At 37.4% G+C, this 18,514-nt stretch carries 20 protein-coding genes, 1 pseudogene and 1 riboswitch; of the genes and pseudogenes, 17 read left to right on the top strand and 4 right to left on the bottom strand.

Annotated features, from left to right (window positions below; genetic code table 11):
* Nucleotides 1-144 precede the first annotated feature (144 nt).
* The 7 genes and pseudogenes from C8K15_RS07720 (at nt 145) to C8K15_RS07690 (ending at nt 8,237) form a co-directional block, all read left to right on the top strand.
* A pseudogene (locus C8K15_RS07720) lies at nt 145-1,943 on the top strand (PLP-dependent aspartate aminotransferase family protein).
* Nucleotides 1,944-2,126: 183 nt separating this feature from the next.
* The gene (locus C8K15_RS20740) at nt 2,127-2,405 is read left to right on the top strand and encodes an ABC transporter substrate-binding protein (protein WP_233260411.1); all 279 of its coding nucleotides are present in this window, start codon (nt 2,127-2,129) and stop codon (nt 2,403-2,405) included.
* Nucleotides 2,406-2,437: 32 nt separating this feature from the next.
* Nucleotides 2,438-2,665, top strand: a complete 228-nt coding sequence (locus tag C8K15_RS07710; protein WP_233260410.1) for a hypothetical protein — start codon at nt 2,438-2,440, stop codon at nt 2,663-2,665.
* Complete coding sequence (gene acsA / locus C8K15_RS07705; protein ID WP_108585842.1) at nt 2,637-4,361, top strand: acetate--CoA ligase; 1,725 nt, start codon at nt 2,637-2,639, stop codon at nt 4,359-4,361. The genes C8K15_RS07710 and acsA overlap by 29 nt, the downstream gene beginning before the upstream one ends.
* A 49-nt stretch (nt 4,362-4,410) precedes the next feature.
* Nucleotides 4,411-4,513: riboswitch (SAM riboswitch) on the top strand.
* Between the two features lie 121 nt (nt 4,514-4,634).
* On the top strand, nt 4,635-5,858 hold the full coding sequence (locus C8K15_RS07700; RefSeq protein ID WP_369973718.1) for an acyl-CoA dehydrogenase family protein: 1,224 nt from the start codon (nt 4,635-4,637) through the stop codon (nt 5,856-5,858).
* Nucleotides 5,859-5,989: 131 nt separating this feature from the next.
* On the top strand, nt 5,990-6,823 hold the full coding sequence (locus tag C8K15_RS07695) for a MetQ/NlpA family ABC transporter substrate-binding protein (protein ID WP_108585841.1): 834 nt from the start codon (nt 5,990-5,992) through the stop codon (nt 6,821-6,823).
* 22 nt (nt 6,824-6,845) lie between these two features.
* Nucleotides 6,846-8,237, top strand: coding sequence for an LLM class flavin-dependent oxidoreductase (locus C8K15_RS07690; RefSeq protein WP_108585840.1), 1,392 nt, complete (start codon nt 6,846-6,848; stop codon nt 8,235-8,237).
* 112 nt (nt 8,238-8,349) lie between these two features.
* Here the strand turns inward: C8K15_RS07690 and C8K15_RS07685 are convergent, their stop codons facing one another.
* Both C8K15_RS07685 and C8K15_RS07680 read right to left on the bottom strand, forming a co-directional pair.
* Nucleotides 8,350-8,529, bottom strand: coding sequence for an H-type small acid-soluble spore protein (locus C8K15_RS07685; RefSeq protein WP_108585839.1), 180 nt, complete (start codon nt 8,527-8,529; stop codon nt 8,350-8,352).
* A 209-nt stretch (nt 8,530-8,738) separates the two neighbouring features.
* Nucleotides 8,739-8,975 carry a YkuS family protein gene (locus C8K15_RS07680; RefSeq protein WP_108585838.1) on the bottom strand — a complete coding sequence of 79 codons (237 nt, stop codon included), beginning with the start codon at nt 8,973-8,975 and terminating at the stop codon, nt 8,739-8,741.
* Between the two features lie 185 nt (nt 8,976-9,160).
* On the opposite strand from C8K15_RS07680, the gene C8K15_RS07675 reads away from it, so the two are divergent.
* The 5 genes from C8K15_RS07675 (at nt 9,161) to C8K15_RS07655 (ending at nt 13,735) form a co-directional block, all read left to right on the top strand.
* Nucleotides 9,161-10,348, top strand: coding sequence for a DHH family phosphoesterase (locus C8K15_RS07675; protein WP_108585837.1), 1,188 nt, complete (start codon nt 9,161-9,163; stop codon nt 10,346-10,348).
* Nucleotides 10,349-10,419: 71 nt separating this feature from the next.
* Complete coding sequence (locus tag C8K15_RS07670; RefSeq protein WP_108585836.1) at nt 10,420-11,208, top strand: VLRF1 family aeRF1-type release factor; 789 nt, start codon at nt 10,420-10,422, stop codon at nt 11,206-11,208.
* Nucleotides 11,209-11,471: 263 nt separating this feature from the next.
* Nucleotides 11,472-12,248: a basic amino acid ABC transporter substrate-binding protein gene (locus C8K15_RS07665; protein ID WP_108585835.1), complete on the top strand. Its 777-nt coding sequence runs from the start codon at nt 11,472-11,474 to the stop codon at nt 12,246-12,248.
* Nucleotides 12,249-12,282: 34 nt separating this feature from the next.
* Nucleotides 12,283-12,993: an amino acid ABC transporter permease gene (locus C8K15_RS07660; protein WP_108585834.1), complete on the top strand. Its 711-nt coding sequence runs from the start codon at nt 12,283-12,285 to the stop codon at nt 12,991-12,993.
* Nucleotides 12,994-13,012: 19 nt separating this feature from the next.
* A complete protein-coding gene (locus tag C8K15_RS07655; RefSeq protein WP_108585833.1) occupies nt 13,013-13,735 on the top strand; it encodes an amino acid ABC transporter ATP-binding protein in 723 nt (240 codons plus the stop codon).
* Between the two features lie 89 nt (nt 13,736-13,824).
* Here C8K15_RS07655 and C8K15_RS07650 read toward each other — a convergent pair whose 3' ends face one another.
* Both C8K15_RS07650 and C8K15_RS07645 read right to left on the bottom strand, forming a co-directional pair.
* A complete protein-coding gene (locus C8K15_RS07650) occupies nt 13,825-14,502 on the bottom strand; it encodes an amino acid ABC transporter permease (RefSeq protein ID WP_108585832.1) in 678 nt (225 codons plus the stop codon).
* A 21-nt stretch (nt 14,503-14,523) separates the two neighbouring features.
* Nucleotides 14,524-15,381, bottom strand: a complete 858-nt coding sequence (locus tag C8K15_RS07645) for a transporter substrate-binding domain-containing protein (RefSeq protein ID WP_108585879.1) — start codon at nt 15,379-15,381, stop codon at nt 14,524-14,526.
* 267 nt (nt 15,382-15,648) lie between these two features.
* Between C8K15_RS07645 and C8K15_RS07640 the strand changes: the two genes are divergently transcribed.
* From C8K15_RS07640 to C8K15_RS07620, 5 genes are all read left to right on the top strand, one after another.
* Entirely contained in the window at nt 15,649-16,038 is a 390-nt protein-coding gene (locus tag C8K15_RS07640) for a cytochrome-c oxidase (RefSeq protein ID WP_108585831.1), read from the top strand.
* 202 nt (nt 16,039-16,240) lie between these two features.
* Nucleotides 16,241-16,702: a GNAT family N-acetyltransferase gene (locus C8K15_RS07635; protein ID WP_108585830.1), complete on the top strand. Its 462-nt coding sequence runs from the start codon at nt 16,241-16,243 to the stop codon at nt 16,700-16,702.
* Nucleotides 16,703-16,802: 100 nt separating this feature from the next.
* Nucleotides 16,803-17,363 (top strand): maltose acetyltransferase domain-containing protein, encoded by a 561-nt coding sequence (locus C8K15_RS07630; protein ID WP_108585829.1) that lies wholly within the window; start codon nt 16,803-16,805, stop codon nt 17,361-17,363.
* A 120-nt stretch (nt 17,364-17,483) separates the two neighbouring features.
* Complete coding sequence (locus C8K15_RS07625; protein ID WP_108585828.1) at nt 17,484-17,960, top strand: DUF4188 domain-containing protein; 477 nt, start codon at nt 17,484-17,486, stop codon at nt 17,958-17,960.
* Between the two features lie 69 nt (nt 17,961-18,029).
* Complete coding sequence (locus C8K15_RS07620) at nt 18,030-18,494, top strand: GNAT family N-acetyltransferase (protein WP_108585827.1); 465 nt, start codon at nt 18,030-18,032, stop codon at nt 18,492-18,494.
* Nucleotides 18,495-18,514 lie beyond the last annotated feature (20 nt).

Genomic DNA, 18,514 nt, shown 5'->3' with positions numbered 1-18,514 from the left:
ATTTTAGACATAACACTCGCATTAATAAATAACAAATTGCATTTTATCAAAGGGAGTTCTAAAGCAAAATAAGGCACCTTTTTAAGTATTAAACCAAGTAATCCAATTGTATTACTTTGAACAAAATTTCAGGAGGAAAAATAAATGACACCTCACAATGAAAGCTACGATTTAGAGACTTTATTATTGCATGGAGGTCAATCACCGGATCCAACCACAGGTTCTCGCGCGGTTCCTATCTATCAGACTAGTTCTTATGTGTTCCACAATACTGAACATGCACAAAGCTTGTTCGCCTTAGATGAGCCAGGAAATATTTACTCAAGAATTGGTAATCCAACAGTTGATGTATTAGAAAAACGAATTGCACTTTTAGAAGATGGCGTTGCAGCTGTTGCGACTTCATCAGGCATGGCGGCCATTGCTTTGGCGGTAATGAATATTGCTAGTGCAGGTGATGAAATCGTTGCGGCTTCCAGTCTTTATGGCGGTACATATAACTTATTTTCTACCACTCTTCCAAGATACGGAATCACGGTTCATTTTGTAGATGCAAACGATCCGGAAAACTTCCGTAAGGCGATCACACCGAAGACGAAAGCACTTTATGGAGAGATTATTGGAAATCCTAGCCTCCAAGTGCTGGATGTAGAAAAAGTTGCCGATATTGCTCACGAAGCGGGAATTCCACTAATCATTGATAATACATTTGCATCACCGTATTTGTGTAAGCCGATCACTTGGGGGGCTGATATTGTTGTTCACTCCGCCACAAAATGGATTGGAGGTCACGGTACAACCATTGGTGGACTTGTAATTGATGGCGGACGTTTTAATTGGAACAGTGAAAAATTCCCTTCATTCACAAAACCAGATAACAGCTATAACGGCATTAGATATGCTTTTGACTTTGGAACTCTCGCTTTTAGCACGAAACTACGTGTACAAATGCTTCGCGATTTCGGTTCATGTTTGAGTCCACAATGTGCATTTTATCTACTCCAAGGTTTAGAAACATTGCATGTTCGTGTTGAAAAACATAATAAGAATGCGCAAGAGTTAGCTCAATATTTAAGTACCATCCTGGTGTTGAGTGGATTTCATATCCTGGACTAGAAGACCATCCAGCACATGAATTAGCTCAGAAGTATCTGACGAACGGCTTTGGGTCAATCGTAAACTTTGGAATTAAAGGAGGAAGAGATGCTGGTAAGAAGTTAATCGACAATGTTGCATTGTGGTCACACGTAGCGAATGTTGGTGACGCCAAATCATTAATTATTCATCCAGCTTCAACTACACATCAGCAGCTCAGCGCAGAAGAACTTCAATTAACAGGAGTAACCGAAGATTTAATTCGACTTTCGATTGGTATTGAGTCGGTTCGCGATTTGAAGAATGACCTGGACCGGGCTTTGTTTGAAGCAACTGGGCAGGCACCGAGTGGCAAAAAGAAAATTGAAGTTGTTGTCAATGATGAAGGTGTTATTCGGTGGGCTTTGCAATCACCAACCGTTCATGAAACAGTGAATGGAAAAGAAGAGCAGCGACAAAAGACTTTAGCGGTCGTGGGGCTAAGTGGAAATCCTTCAAGACCAAGCAATCGTTTAGCAAGAAAAATGCAGCGTCTTGGCTATAAAATCATTCCTGTTAATCCAGTGGAAAAGGAAGTTTTAGGAGAAAAAGCTTATCCAGATTTAACATCAGTTCCAGGACCGATTGATATCGTCCAAGTGTTCCGTAGTCCAGAGGCAGCTATTGAAGTCTCAAAAGAAGCGGCACAAGTAAAGCCGAAGATATTCTGGTTGCAGGAAGGCGTTATTTCACCAGAGGCTGCAACAATTGCAAGAGAAGCAGGATTAGACGTCATTCATAATCGTTGCACTTACAAGGAAGCCCAACGAATAAGAGGATCGATTGTTACCTATGCGTGTGAAATCTAATCAAATCTAAGTTCGAGAAAATAGAAGGAAAGAGAAAATGAAAAAGTTACTAATAGGTTTTATATCGATTATGTTATTAGTTGTAGTTGTAGTTGCAGGGTGCTCAGAAACTGCAAAGGGAGAAAAAAATAACAAACCGAAAAAATCACGCTAGATTATGCATACTATTCACCTACAAGTTTTGTGTTAAGAGACTTTGGTTGGGCAGAAGAGGAATTCAAAAAAGACGGAATTGAAGTGGAGTTTGTTCTCAGTCAAGGCAGTAATAAGGCGCTCGAATTCCTAAATAGTAGCTGTGTTGATTTCGGTTCTACAGCAGGAGCCGGAGCATTGTTAGCGAAAGGGAAAGAATCACCGATAGAGAGTGTGTATGTTTATTCCAAACCTGAGTGGACAGCTCTTGTAACGAATAATTCCAAAATCAAGTCAGTAAAAGATTTAAATTACAGGATTTACTGTTGAATATTTGATTTCAATATCAGTCGTCGATTGTTTTGGTAACACACGATATCGATGAAACTCTTTACTTATTTGATCGAATCTTTATTTTACGAGGACAACCTGGTGAAATACATAAAGAACTTCATGTACCCATTACAAAACCCCGGTCACGTGGAGATGAAGAATTAGCAAAAATGAAGGCAATCATCCTTGATTTATTAGATCTATCTCAAGTTGAAAAGGGGGAGAATCATGACAACGTTAAATCTACTGCCAAATAAAGCTGAAAATCATATTTATAATCTCAATAACTATCAAGATGGGGTAACGGATTTTTCCTGGCAAGAAGTTGAAAAACAGTTTAGTTGGTACAATTCGGAAAAAGTGAATATGGCTCATGAATGTATTGATCGCCACGTAGACGATGGGTATGGAGATAAAGTTGCCCTTCACTATTTAAATGATGAGGAAGAAATTCAATTTACATTTTCACAACTGAAAGAAAAAACAGATCATCTAGCAACCATATTAAAGACTAACGGTGTGAAGAAAGGCGATATTGTCTTTATATTTTTCCCTAAAAATCCAGATTGCTATATTGCGATGATGGCAGCTGTCAAAATAGGAGCGGTTGCAGGTCCATTATTCGAAGCATTTATGGAAGAAGCTATAAGGGATAGAATCGCTGACTGTAATGGACGCTACTTAATCACGGATAGCGAGTTGGTCAAACGAGTACCAAAAGGAGATTTACCAACACTTAAGAAAATCTTTGTTACAGCAGAACCAGAACAATGTGCTGTTGGGGAAATCTCATTGAATGAGTTATTAAGGCTTACAAAGACTGAGCGAAATGTTACGGAATGGCTTGATTTAGATGATCGCCTTAATATTCATTATACAAGTGGATCCACCGGTAAACCGAAAGGAATCATACACGCACATCAAGCAATGATACAGCAGTATCAAACTGGTAAATGGGTACTTGATATCAAAGAGGATGATGTTTATTGGTGTACAGCTCATCCCGGATGGGTTACAGGAACCGTTTATGCAATCTTTGCTCCTTGGTTAAATCGTGCAACGATAGTCTTATTTGGTGGAAGATTTGATGCAGAGTCCTGGTTTTCAACCATTGAAAGGACAGGGGTCACTGTTTGGTACAGCGCTCCTACAGCTTTTCGGATGTTGAAAGCGGAAGGGGATGCGATATTACAACGGTATGACTTAACGTCACTTCGACACCTTTTGAGTGTTGGTGAACCACTTAACCCTGAAGTCATTCACTGGGGTATCGAAAAATTGGGGCAACGGATTCATGACACTTGGTGGATGACAGAAACAGGTGCGCAGTTGATTGTTAATTTGCCTTCTGAAGTCATTAAGCCTGGTTCTATGGGTCGAGCTTTTCCTGGGATTGAAGTAGCCATTCTGGATGATGAAGGGACGAAGCAACCGTCTGGACAAATCGGCCATCTCGCAATCAAAGCACCTTGGCCAGCAATAATGAGAGAAGTATGGAAAAACAAAGAGAAATACGATTCCTATTTCCGGTTTGGAGAATGGTACCTTTCTGGGGATTTGGCGTATCAGGATGAAGATGGTTATGTTTTCTTTCAAGGTCGGAGTGATGACATGATTAACTCTTCTGGTGAGCGAATTGGACCTTTCGAGGTCGAGAGCAAGCTTATTGAACATGAAGCCGTTGCAGAGGCAGGGGTAATTGGCAAGCCTGATCCAGTACGTGGTGAAATTGTTAAGGCATTTATAGTGCTAAAGAAGGGTTATGAAAATTCACCACTTTTAATAAAAGAAATCAGAGAATTTGTGAGATATAAATTGTCAGCACATGCCGCTCCTCGTGAAATTGAAGTATTAGATGAGCTTCCTAAAACAAAGATTAGCGGGAAAATTTTAAGAAGAGAATTGAAGGCACTTGAAGAAGAAAGACAATTACAAACAGGGGTATCTGTGTAAAAACAAGAAAAAGAACCATGAAGATTTCAACCTCAACCAATTTAATAGCAACTTATCAAGAGAGACTGAGGGAACAGGCCCTGTGAAGTCCAGCAACCTCCTCTAGTAAGGTGCTAATTCCTGCAGAATGATTTCATTCTGGAAGATAAGGCGATACAACGAATTGTTGCCTCTTTCAAAATGAAAGGGGCTCTTTTATATTCGAAAAACTGCTGTTGTACTAAAGAGGAAAATGAAAGGGGTAAGGAAGTGGAACTACTTTCTGCGCAAAAAGTGAATCCTCAAGGGACTGAATTTAAGGAATATGAATCAAAATATTCAAAGTTATCGGAGGATTTATTTAGTCCGTTTATTAAAACAGATTTTCTAAAAGCCTTATTTATACAAACTGCACGATTAGCAGACCGCTTCAGTTCAAGAGCTACTGAAGTGGATGAAACTGGAAGGTTACCGTTTGAAAACTTCCAAGAATTAAAAGACTCACAATATATTTCTCTTGCTGTTCCAAAAATGTATGGCGGAAAGGAAATTTCATTATACGAATTTCTTCTGTTGCAAGAACGACTCAGTCAGGGTGACCCTACAACTGCCCTATGTATTGGTTGGCATCTTGGAGTGATTTATGATCTACGAGTGAATCGCAAATGGAAAAGGAAAAAGTTTGAACACCTTTGCTGTCAAGTGGTCCAAAATCATGTACTTATTAACCGAGCCGCTTCTGAGCTTGCAACAGGAAGTCCGACAAGAGGAGGCAAGCCACAAACGACTGTAGTCAATAAGGATGGCAAATGGGTGCTTACAGGTAGAAAGTCATTTACCTCGATGGCTCTTGCACTTGATATTTCTCTGGTGACCGCAACGATTGAGGAAACGGGAGAGATTGGTGTCTTTTTAGTTGACCATAAACTTAAGGGAGTAAGCGTCGAGGAAAACTGGGATATGGTTGGGATGCGTGGAACGAGGAGTGATGACTTGGTTCTAAATAATGTAGAACTGCCTCTAGAAGCCCTAGTGGAAACGGAAACTGGGAACTTAGAAGATCTCCCTAGAGCATGGCTTTTACATGTCCCAGCGTGCTACCTCGGAATTGCCATCGCTGCCAGAAATTATGCAGTTACATTTGCTTCAGAGTACAAGCCGAACAGTTTGCCAGGACCAATAAAGGATGTTCCTGAGGTTCAGAGGAAAATTGGTGAAATGGAACTTGAGCTATTAAAAGCAAGACATGTTTTGTACTCGATTGCGCAACGCTGGGACGATGAGCCGGAAAAGCGTCCTAGCATGGGAGCGGAGCTAGCTGCTGCGAAACATGTGGCAGTTAACAGCGCTAATGTCGTAGTTGATTTAGCTATGAGGATTGTTGGGGCAAAAAGCCTCCAAAGATCAAACCCTCTACAGCGGTATTACAGAGATGTTAGAGCAGGACTTCATAATCCACCAATGGATGATGCTGTGATTTCCCTGTTAGCCAGACAGGCATTGGACGCATTTAAATAGATTGAGATTCAAAGGTGTTACTGGGAGTTAGAGAAAAAAGAATTATTGAATCAGGGAAATAGCTCAAAGAAGTAAGTACAACTTTTTAAATAATCGAATCAAAACTGATGAAATAATAAAGGAGGAAAAAGATGAAAATTCAAAAAATAGCATTACTTAGCATCTTCCTCATACTTTCGGTGTTGTTAACCGCTTGTTCAAGTAGCGGTGAGACTAATGCAGAATCAGATAAAAAGACAATCAAAATAGGCGCTACTTCAGGACCCTATAGTGACCAGGTGACAGAGGGCATCAAACCCTTTCTTGAGGAAAAAGGCTATAAAGTGGAAATCATTGAATTCAATGATTATATTCAGCCAAATATTTCACTAGAAGAGGGAGACATTGATGCCAATGTATTTCAAAATGAGATTTATTTGAAAACATTTGCGGAATCCAGGGGTTTGGATATTACTGAATTGATAAAGGTCCCAACTGCACCAATTGGAATTTATTCTAAAGAACATAAATCGATAGATAAAGTCGAGGATGGCGCAACTATAGCCACTTCAAATGAACCAGTAAATCAGGCACGTGCACTAGCCATGCTTGAGGAGCTCGGCTGGGTCAAATTGAAAGAACGAACAGACCCAACAAAAGCATCTGAAAAAGACATCTCTGAATATATAAAGAAAATAGTCATTCAACCTATTGAACCCGCACAGATTCCAAGAGCGCTCGATAGCGTTGATTATTCATTTATTAATGGCAACTTTGCAATCTCTTCAGGCATGAAATTAACGGAAGCAATTGTTTTAGAAAAAACACCTAAACATTACTTAAACGTAGTTGCGGTAAGAGGAAAGGATAAAGACAGTCAATTAGCAAAAGATCTCTTCGAGGCTTATCAATCAAAGGAATTCAAGAAATTAAATGAGGAAAGCGAGAAATACCAAGGATATGTCTGGCCAGAATGGATGAAATAATAAAAATAATGGAGGTTAAGGAATGACAAAACAAATAATAATTAATGCATTCGATATGGCTAGTGCTATGCACAATTCTCATGGATTATGGAAACACAAGGATAGCAAGCGGCAACGTAACTATAAGGATTTGGAGTATTGGATTGAAATGGCAAAACTTTTGGAGCGAGGCAAAATCGATGCCATCTTTTTTGCAGATGTACTCGGAGTCTATGATACGTATCAGCAAAGCAAGGAACCATCTATTCGAGATGGTCTACAAGTACCCCTACTTGATGCGGCATTAATTATTCCTGTTATGGCAAGCGTCACAGAACACCTTTCTTTTGCCTTTACAGTTAGCACAACATATGAACAGCCTTTCGGAACAGCAAGACGCTTTTCTACACTAGATCATTTAACCAAAGGAAGAGTCGCCTGGAACGTGGTCACTTCATATCTTCCTAATGCAGCGAGAAATTTTGGTCTTCATGAGATGATCAAACACGATCAACGCTATGAAATTGCTGACGAATTTCTTGAAGTATCATATAAGCTATGGGAATCAAGCTGGGAAGACGGAGCTTTTCTAGAAGATGTGGAGAATAGTATTTTGATAGACTCTTCCAAGGTTCATGAGATTAATCATACCGGTAAATATTTCAGCGTTGAAGGTCCACATTTAAGTGAGCCATCTTTACAGAGAACGCCTGTCATTTATCAGGCCGGTACTTCTGAAAAAGGAAGGGCGCTTGCAGCGAAGCATGCCGAATGTGTTTTTGTTGGTGGACCTACTCCAGAAAGAATCAAGTTCTATACCGAGGACATCAAAACTCGTGCAGTACAATATGGCCGGAATCCTAATCATATCAAAGTCTTTTCTTTCCTAACTGTAATTGTGGCGGAAACAACGGAAGAAGCGGAATTGAAATATCAGGAGTTTAACCGTTTATGGAGTCCTGATGCAGCAAAGGCTCAATTTGGCGGAGCAAGTGGATACGACTTAGCCGAATATAATGAAAAAGATCTGAACAATCCATTTGAATTTAAACCTACAGAACACGGTCACTATAAAGCAGCATCGTTAACCAAGGATTCTGCTAAAAAATTGTCTATCGGAGAAGCGATTGGCCGGCTTGAAAAACTGGACAGCAATACAATCATTGTTGGAAATCCAAGTGAAGTGGCAGATGCCATACAATTTCAATTTGAAGCATCAGGTGTGGATGGATTTAATCTAAATCATCTTGTTACACCAGCAAGCCTGGAAGATTTTATTGATCTGGTCGTTCCAATCTTACAAAAAAGAGGACTATATAAAACAGACTACCAAAAAGGTACATTAAGAGAAAAGTTGTTTGACCATGGAAGTAGCCTATTGCCAGAGGGTCATCCTGGTAGTGGGTACAGAAAACCTAGTCCAGTTAAAGCGTAAAGGAATTTGGAGTTTAGCTCATAAGGTATCACAAATCTTTCTTACTCAATATAAAAAGCCTCTTTCCATAAAGAAAGAGGCTAAAGAAAATACAGTAAATGGCCCAACTCCATTATTGTTCAGCTAATTCGGCTACAGCAACACTTTGTTTACTTGATGGATTGGCAAGGGGATGTATCGTCACCTGTCCGTTGCTTTGATCAACATGTTCAATATATACGGGTTCCCCGTTAAAGGAGACACTGGCCATGACTTGTGATGTAGAGATTTCTTGCGCGCGTTTCGCATCCATAGTATCAGCTCCTTTTGATATACGATAAGTTCTAAAGTTAGAATATTCCAATGTACATTTAGATTAAGGTAGCGACGAACAAAATCTTCCTTGCAATTGACTGTAGAAAAAGAGTCGAGCGGTGGTCATGCCCCGCTCGACTTTTTTGCTTTAAGTCATGATGCTTCTACTACGACTAAGTTTCAAATGTATACATTTATGCCTTTAGATTAAAACTGACTTAATCGGTTTTCCACAGCTTCTACAACATTGTCAGTGGACATCCCTGACATTGCCACTACTGGAAATGTGAATTCATCATTATGTCCCTCGTTAATTGCCCTTACTACTCCTAAATCATAACCAGAAACATTTTCATCTGTATTGAACATCGTTACTGTATGTCCTTTTTCTTCTAAGGCGTTTTTCACGTCTTCATAGGGTTTTTCAACTGCGATTTTAGCCATTTTTTCACATCCTTCATTCAAAAAAATAGAAACACAAAAGTTATTCTTCCCTAAAGTTTCAACACTAACCACCGTTCATTCTATTACATTTATTCTGTTTCGATTTTTCTTTTCTTTAGATAAAAAACAATCCGAATCAATAATTTCCACCTTTTAAATCCATACTACTTTGAGAGGTGAAAAATATGTATAAATTGTTATCTCATAATGATTTGGACGGCGTCGGATGCGGTATATTAGCGAAACTCGCTTTTGGTAAACAGGTGAAGGTTAGATACAATTCCATTGCCAGTCTAAATCGTGAAGTAGAGTGGTTCTTGGAAAATGATGATAAGAATACCTTTTTATTTATTACTGATTTGTCTGTAAACGACGAAAATGAAAGAAAACTTAATGACTTTTACCAGTCAGATGGACGAGTTCAGTTGCTAGATCATCATAAAACTGCACTGCATTTTAACGAATATGAATGGGGACATGTAGTCGTTGAGGACGAAGAAGGGAAATTAACTTCTGCGACTTCCTTGTTTTATGAACATCTTGTAAGTAATCAACTATTAAAACCATCTGAGGCAATTGCTGAATTTGTAGAGCTAGTTAGACAATATGATACGTGGGAATGGGAGAAAAATGAAAATGCACATGCGCAGCGTCTTAATGCACTTTTTTACTTAATTACTATTGAGGAATTTGAAGAAAAAATGTTGAGTCGACTAATGACGGATGACCATTTTCGTTTTGACGAATTCGAAAACAAAATACTCGATATGGAAGAGAATAAAATCGAACGTTATATTCGACGCAAACGCAGAGAACTTATCCAAACACAAGTTGGGAATTATCTAGCAGGTATTGTGTATGCCGAATCTTATCATTCTGAACTTGGCAATGAACTCGGCAAAGAATACCCACATTTAGACTATATTGCTATTTTAAATATTGGTGGAAAACGCTTAGGATTTCGAACCATACACGATCATGTAGATGTTTCAGAAGTAGCTGGTACATTCGGTGGCGGAGGGCATGCAAAAGCATCGGGTAGTTCACTAACTAAAGAAGCATACGCTCAGTTTGTTTTAGAGACATTTAACTTAGATCCCCTGAGGGAAGACGCAAGGCGAAACCGATACAATATAAAACATTCTATATTCGGATGTCTTTATAAAAATCAAACGGAAGAAATTTTCTTTCTCTATCCCTCAGGGGAAAGCGAATGGATTATTGAAAAAAATAAAAAAATACTCGATTTAAAATTTGAAAGTTTTGATGAAGGGGAGAAATATTTGAAAAGAAACTATGCTACGTGGTTAGTGAGAGATGATACGTTTGTGAAATATCTAATGGATGGGTATTCGAGCAGAAAGTTCAAATAATCGATTCGTTTTAAACTTGGTTATCCAAGGGCATGCTTTAAAGTATAGACTATTAGGAGGTAAAGGAACTCATGTTATCAAGCAAAGAACTTAAAGCATTGAAAGACTTTCATAGTGGTGAACGCGGTGTGTTGAGTATGTATTTAAATACGAATCCGGGAGACCCAGACAATTTAAACGGAGGCTGGAAAATCCATATGAAAAATGGATTTAAAGAGCTAAATAAATTTCTGTCAGACAAAGAAACTGAATTGAAATCATTAAAAGCACTGAAGGAAAAAGTATTAGATGAACTAGATAAAAATCCGGATGAGTTACGAAAAGGAGTCGTTCTATTTGCTTCAGAAAACCCGGAATTGTGGTCGGTTCACTATGTACAAGTACCAGTTAAATCAAGCTTCCACTGGGAAGACCATCCGGTTCTTGAACAACTAGAATATATGTACAAGGCCTATCCAGAAGCCGGTATTATTTTACCAAGCTTTGGGGAAGTACGTATTTTGGATACGGCAATGGGAGTAGTAAAGGAAGAAATTACTTACGTATTTGATCCGAACCTTGAAGAATGGGGACAATCGAAACAGATGGACCCTACTGGTTCCCATGTAATTGGAAGTAGTAAAGTGGATTTTCTAGAGTCCCGTTTGAAAGAAAATTTAAACAGGTTCTTTAAAAGTATGGGTATTACCGTGGAACGCTTGAAAAAAGAACGAGGTTGGGAAGAAATCCATGTAGCAGGGGAAACTGAATTGGCAATTGCTTTCTCTGAAATATTACGTAAAAAACCAACAAGCTGTATTTACAAAAATTTAAATAACAGCAAAACAAGTGATGTAATTCATCAAGTTTTTGAGAAATAATGCAGAAAGATAAATTTTATATAAGGCCATTTACTATTACTTGTATAGTAAATGGCCTTATTTTTAGTTGCATTTTTGGGCAAAATTTAAAGTTTTCTTATCTATAATTTCTATGTTTTCTCTATCTTTCTACTAAAATCGCCTATATTTTTCTATTGTATGGTAAGTAGTATTCATATATAATAAAATTAATTATCGCAAGTATTCAGATAATTAACAACAATCAGAATTTATTAAAAACTAGATTAATAGGGGGTATTTTATTGAAACGTGTTAAACGCTTGTTTTCTTTAGGCATCATTTTATCTAGTATAAGTTTGGCTCTGGTGGGCTGTGGAACAGATACAACAGGAGGAAATGGTGGGGATAAGAAATACATTGTTGGAACAGATGCTACATATGCACCAATGGAATATATGGATGACAAAGGCAACATCGTTGGTACGGATATTGATATTATTAAAGCGCTTGCAAAGGAATTAGACATAGAAGTAGAATTCAAAAATTATGGATTTGAACCATTATTCACCGCAGTATCAAATGAAGAAGTAGACTTTGCAGTTTCTTCAATTACGATTACAGATGAACGAAAAGAAACATACGATTTTTCGGATCCTTACTACGTAGCTAATCAATTAATTTTAGTTCCAGAAGAATCTTCAGTTGGTAAATTCAAAGATTTGAAGGATAAAAAAGTATCAGTTCAGATGAATACAACGGGCCATAAAGTAGTACAAGGATTACTTGGGAATACAAGTTCAAAAATTGTTGCTATGGAATCAATGCCACTTGCAATTAGTGAAATGTTAAATGGCAATGCGGATGCTGCAATTGGGGACAATGCAGTCATTAATGAATATAAGAAGAATAATCCAAAAGTTGCATTGAAAACAGTTGAAGATGAAGCTTTTGAAAAAGAGTATTATGGCTTGATGGTTAAAAAAGGAAATGAAGAATTACTCACTCTTTTAAACGAAGGAATTGAGAAATTAAAGGCAAATGGAAAGTTAAAAGAAATCACTGGTTTTGATGTAGAGTAACTTTACATTTAACAGGGTAGCGGAGGTGATTGACATGGATTTTCCAGACATAAGATGGGATATAATTTGGAACTATAAGGAATTATTTATTCGCGGAATTTGGATTACACTTGCTCTTACAATTGTCGGTTATTTAGGCGGGATTGTATTAGGATTATTTTTAGGAATGGGTAAGCTTTCGAAGAAAAAATGGATATATTATCCGAGTAAATACTATGTTGATTTCTTCCGTGGAACGCCATTGCTCGTACAAATTCTTTTAATCCATTTAGCGATCATACCAGCAATTTTTGGTCATTCATTAGGGTATTTTGTTTCAGGTTGTGTGGCGCTTATTTTAAATAGTGCTGCCTATAATGCAGAAATTATCCGTGCGGGTATTCAGTCGATTGAAAAAGGTCAAATGGAAGCAGCGAGATCACTCGGGATGCCAAATAATATGGCTATGAGACATATTATATTGCCACAAGCATTACGTCGAATGATTCCGCCACTTGGTAATGAGTTAATTGCATTATTAAAAGACTCTTCTTTAGTGACAGTTATTGCAGCAAATGATTTATTGTATGCAGGAAAAGTCGTCGCAGGTGCATATTCTCGCTTTTGGGAACCATATATCACAGTGGCGATATTATACTTATTTCTTACATTCTTCTTTGGGAAAATTATTACGTATGTTGAAAACCGCTTTAGTAACAGTTTTGTTCCTAAACAGAAAAAAGGTATGTTTTCAATTCGGCGGTAATGGTTAGGACGGTGGACAGATGATTAAAATCCAGGGATTACATAAATCGTTTGGAGAATTAGAAGTACTAAATGGCATCGATTATGAAGTGAAAGAAAAAGAAATTATTTGTGTAATTGGTCCAAGTGGCTCAGGAAAAAGCACTTTTTTACGATGCATTAATATGCTAGAGGATGTAACGTCTGGGGATGTGTTCATCGATGGTGTAAAAGTGAATGATGCCAAAACGGACATCAATGCCATTCGAAAAGAAGTAGGCATGGTTTTCCAACAATTCAACCTATTTCCGCATATGCGTGTATTGGAAAACATTACGATCGCACCAATTAAGATTAAAAACATGAATCCTAAAGAAGCTCAAACACTTGCCCATCAATTACTGAAAAAAGTTGGACTTGGTGACAAAGCGAATTCTTATCCTGAACAGCTTTCAGGCGGGCAAATGCAACGTGTGGCCATTGCTAGAGCACTAGCGATGCAACCGAAAATTATGCTGTTCGATGAACCAACTTCTGCACTTGATCCGGAAATGGTCAATGAAGTGTTGGACGTGATGAAACAACTTGCGAATGAAGGCATGACGATGGTGGTCGTAACACATGAAATGGGCTTTGCTAAAGAAATGGGAGACCGAGTATTATTCATGGATCAAGGACTTCTTGTAGAAGAAGGGACACCTGAACAAATATTTAATTCTCCGCAACATGAGCGTACACAAGCATTTTTGAGTAAAGTGCTGTAATAAAGTTACTAATAAAAAAACCCATCCTTCCAAGCGGAATGTTCGCTAGAAAAGATGGGTTTTTTTTAGGTTATACGCATGTAACTTTTCTAAAGATATTTAGCATAGCGTTTTTCTAAGTAATTTTGAATTACGGTCATTGCTGAACAAATGGCCCAGTATATGAGTGCCACCAAAATTAAAAGCGTCAACAAATCATATTCTCTTGCACCTATGATACGTGCTTTTTGGAAAATCTCTGGTACCGTAATCATGGCTGCAAGGGATGATGCTTTTATTAAATCCATTAGGACGTTCGATAACGGCGGTATCGCAATTCTTACTGATTGTGGAAGAATAATTCGCTTCATCGATTGCCAGTAAGACAGGCCTAGTGCTTTTGAAGATTCCCATTGGCCAATATCAACGGATGACAGGGAAGAGCGAAGAATTTCAGCCATATACGCAGCACTATTTAAGCTAAAGCCAATTAAAGCTGCTTGCACCGCTGTAAATTCAATACCCACTACTGGAAAACCAAAATACAAGAGAAATAAGATTACAAGAATTGGTACGCCCCTCATAAATGAAATATACATTCTAGCGGGCCATTGTAAGATGAAATATGATGATGTGCGTGCAAGAGCAAGGAAAAAACCGATGATTAATCCAACCACCATACTCACAAGCGCAATTAACAGTGTATATCCTATCCCACTTAGAACATAGGGGAAAGAATCAATGGCGAGTTGAGGATCAAATAAAAGACCCCATTCTATTTCATTCATTAGCATTTCCCCCCATTGCTATTACTTAATGTCAACTACTTGAGTAACGTCTGCTCCATTAAAGAACTTAGCTGAAATTTCAGCAATTGTTCCGTCTTCTAGCATTTCATCAATCACTTGATTGACGTTTTCTTCAAGCTCTGTGTTTTCTTTGTTTATTGCAAAACCAATTTTAGATGGACTGTATTTAATATCTGGATGAATCGTAATATTCAAGTCAGGAAATGCAGCTACTGCAAGAGTTTGAAGGTAATAATCATTTAATATTACGTCTGTTCGACCAATCCCTACATCACGTAAATACACTTCGTTTGGTGCATTGTCATACGTTACTTCTTCAGCACCATATTGACGTGCCAATTCCATATAAACGGATGTAGAAGCTCCAGCAGCTTTTTTACCTTTGAGGTCTTCTAACGTTTTAATACCTGATAAATCGCCTTTGCGAACAACTGCTGTACCAAATGAATGTTTAATCGGAGTAGAGAAAATAAAGTTCTCTAGACGGTCTTCGTTCATTTCAATGTCATTTGCAGCCATATCGACTTGTCCCGTTTTGACACTTGTAAGCATCTCATCAAAACCAAGCTCTTTAAATTCGATGTCAAGTTCAAGGCGTTTTGCAACTTCACGAACGACTTCTACTTCAAAGCCTGTTAACTCATCAGAATTTTCATCCCGGTAAGAAGTAGGGAAAAGTGTTCCTGATGTAGCTACTGTAATTGAACCTTCTTCTTTAATTTTATCCCAAGCTGTCGCTGCTTTTTCTGATTCATTTGAAGTATTACTGCTATCATCATTGTTACAAGCAGTTAAAAGGAAAATTGACATAATTCCTGTAATTAATGCAAAGCGTTTTTTCTTCATAAACGTATTCATAAACGTATTCATAATAAGCCTCCCTAAATTAGAATCCGTTTTAAAACATACCATTTAACTATGATTTTGAGCAACCCTTTCAATGCAGTAAATAATTATTGTGTTTAATCTGAACATTTCGTCTATCTTGTATTATTTTTCCCCAGTGGTTATTGTTAAATAATTTGTAAAAGATGGATAACACGAGTTGTCTAGAGAATACTATCTCCTTTTCGAAAATAGAATAATAAGGTAAGTATTATTCTTTATATAGGAAGGAGAAAAAAAGTGGGAATTAAATTTATTAAAGTGTCAGTTATTTATTTTACCATTGGAGTTCTGTTGGGGATGTATATGTCAATGGAGCATGATTATGTTTTGAAAGGCGTACATGTACACATTAATTTACTGGGCTGGGCTTCATTCGCACTTGCAGGAATCATATATTATTTATTTCCAAAAGCGGGAAATCATACACTTGCGAAGGTCCATTTCTGGGGAGCAAATATAGGACTTCCATTGATGATGGGGGGATTGGTTACTTTACTTATTAGCGGATCAGAGCAAGCAACTGTTTTTATTTCACTAGGTACAACACTTGTAGTAATCAGTACGATTTTGTTTGCCTATAATGTTTTGATGAATGTACGAGTTCCAGTGGTAACGCTGAAAGAATAATATACGAAAAGAATACCCGTAACGGTTATCCAATCCGTTACGGATTTTTATATTTCCAGGACACCTCAGCATTAATGGGAAAAGTTGTTACTGAGCGTATTTTCTCATTCAACCAAAGGTACAAGCTTGAAGAAGGTATTCCAGTGTCAATGGAGAATTAATTAAGATAATATATGTCACATTATGATAAGAGGTAAAATCTATGAAAGTACAATTGAAAAGTGTTACGAGAGAAAACTGGGAAGAAGCTTTAGCTCTAAAAGTTCAGAAACAACAAAGTAACTTTGTTCCCCAAGTAGCGGTATCACTTGCCAAAGTTTATATTAAGCCAGACGGGGACAACATTGTTTATTTACCCTTTGCCATCTATGACAACGAGAAAATGGTCGGTTTTATTATGCATGCATACGATGAAAATACAACGAATATGTATTGGATAAACGGATTTATAATTGATGAGAATTATCAGGGTAAAGGATATGGTAGGGCTGCATTAACTGAGATGGTTCATTGGATAGCAAATAGATTTACCATTTGTAAAGAAATTCGTCTTACCGTATATAGAGAGAACGAAAATGCTTTTAAATTATATAAAAGTTTTGGCTTTCTTCCGACCGGAGATGTATATGGTGAAGAAGATGTATGGTTTCTTCCTATAATATAATTATGTAAACTAATATTACGATTTACATGAACAAGATATTCTTGGAAATGATTATCTTGATATTCACTGCACATTAATATTTGTTAAGGAGATTCAAAAAATGACAACTGAAAAAGAGAAAATGTTGAACGGTGATCTTTATAATCCAGCTGACCCGGAATTACTGAAAGAAAGATTAAACGCACGAAGACTAACTAGATTATATAATCAAACAATCGAAACAGATGAGAATAAAAGAACTGAACTATTACAAGAATTGTTAGGTTCAACTGAAAAAAATCTATACATAGAACCAACTTTTCGCTGTGATTATGGCTATAACATACATGTTGGTGAAAATTTCTATGCTAATTTTGATTGTGTAATATTGGATGTTTGTGACATTCGAATAGGTGATAACTGCTTTATTGCACCGGGGGTACACATTTATACAGCAACCCATCCACTTAATCCAAATGAAAGAATATCGGGTGTAGAATACGGAATACCAGTTAATATTGGACACAATGTCTGGATTGGTGGGAGATCCGTTATCAACCCAGGAGTTAACATAGGTAATAATGTAGTTATTGCTTCTGGCTCAGTCGTAGTAAAAGATGTCCCGGACAATGTGGTCGTAGGTGGAAATCCTGCGAAAATAATTAAACAAATTGAACTGTAGATTAAACAGGAGTTGTCTGTGAGCAAATCACCTCCGTCAGCTAAAGTGGAAGGTTAGAAGAAAAAGGGTTAGTTATCAAAATTGAATTGGCTAAATACAAATTACTGGGGGAATTTAGACTTGGGAAATAAAATTTATAATGGCAGGTATACCGCTGACTCTAGAGACGAAGATTTTGTGGTTTTTATTATCGGTATGCGCATTAATCAAATATTTGCAATTTCCAAGTGGCTACCAGTTGCCAAAGCAATGGGACCTATGATTAAAGAGTTATATCAAAATCCTCAATGGGGATTTATACATACCGAAGTTTTGTTTAGTTGGCGAACAATAACTCTTATTCAATATTGGAAGGGATTTGATGAATTAATAACCTATGCTCATGGAAATACTCATTCACTTGCGTGGAAAGCTTATAATAAAAAAATTAATAATAATGGAAGTGTAGGTGTCTATCACGAAACCTACAAAATTGAAAAGGGTGCATCAGAAGCAATCTATAATAATATGCCTAAAATAGGACTTTCAAAAGCACTGTCACACATACCAGTATCAAAAAATAAAGATACAGCCATTAAACGAATGGCCATAAAGTAAACATTAAACTAACGGGTGTTTAATGAAATATCATAGCTGTCTACGTGGGAAATAAAGGAGGGATTAATTATGGATATTAAAATAGATGATTTAACAGGACTTGAAGTTGCTGAATTGGTAAGGGAGCATCTTCATAGTATGATACTAAATTCACCACGAGAAAGTATACATGCCTTAAATCTTGAACAATTGCAAAGTCCAGACATTACATTTTGGAGTGCATGGGAAGAAAATGAATTAGTGGGTTTCGGAGCTCTTAAAGAAATTGACGAGCATCATGGAGAGATAAAATCAATGAGAACATCTTCATTACATCTCCGGAAAGGTGTTGCAAAGCGACTGCTTCAACACATAATTGAAGAATCAAAGCGACGGGACTATGAGCGGTTAAGTTTGGAAACTGGATCCATGGATTCTTTCGAACCAGCAAGACGACTATATTCTAGTTTCGGATTCAAATATTGTAACCCGTTTTCCGAGTACATTGAGGACCCAAATAGCGTATTTATGAAAAAGGAATTTACTCTTACCTAGAGTGCGATTCTTAAGAGAGA

It is taken from the genome of Paenisporosarcina sp. OV554 (genome assembly GCF_003058165.1).
Classification (GTDB): Bacteria; Bacillota; Bacilli; order Bacillales_A; family Planococcaceae; genus Paenisporosarcina.
This window is presented reverse-complemented; position numbering and strand designations above follow the sequence as displayed.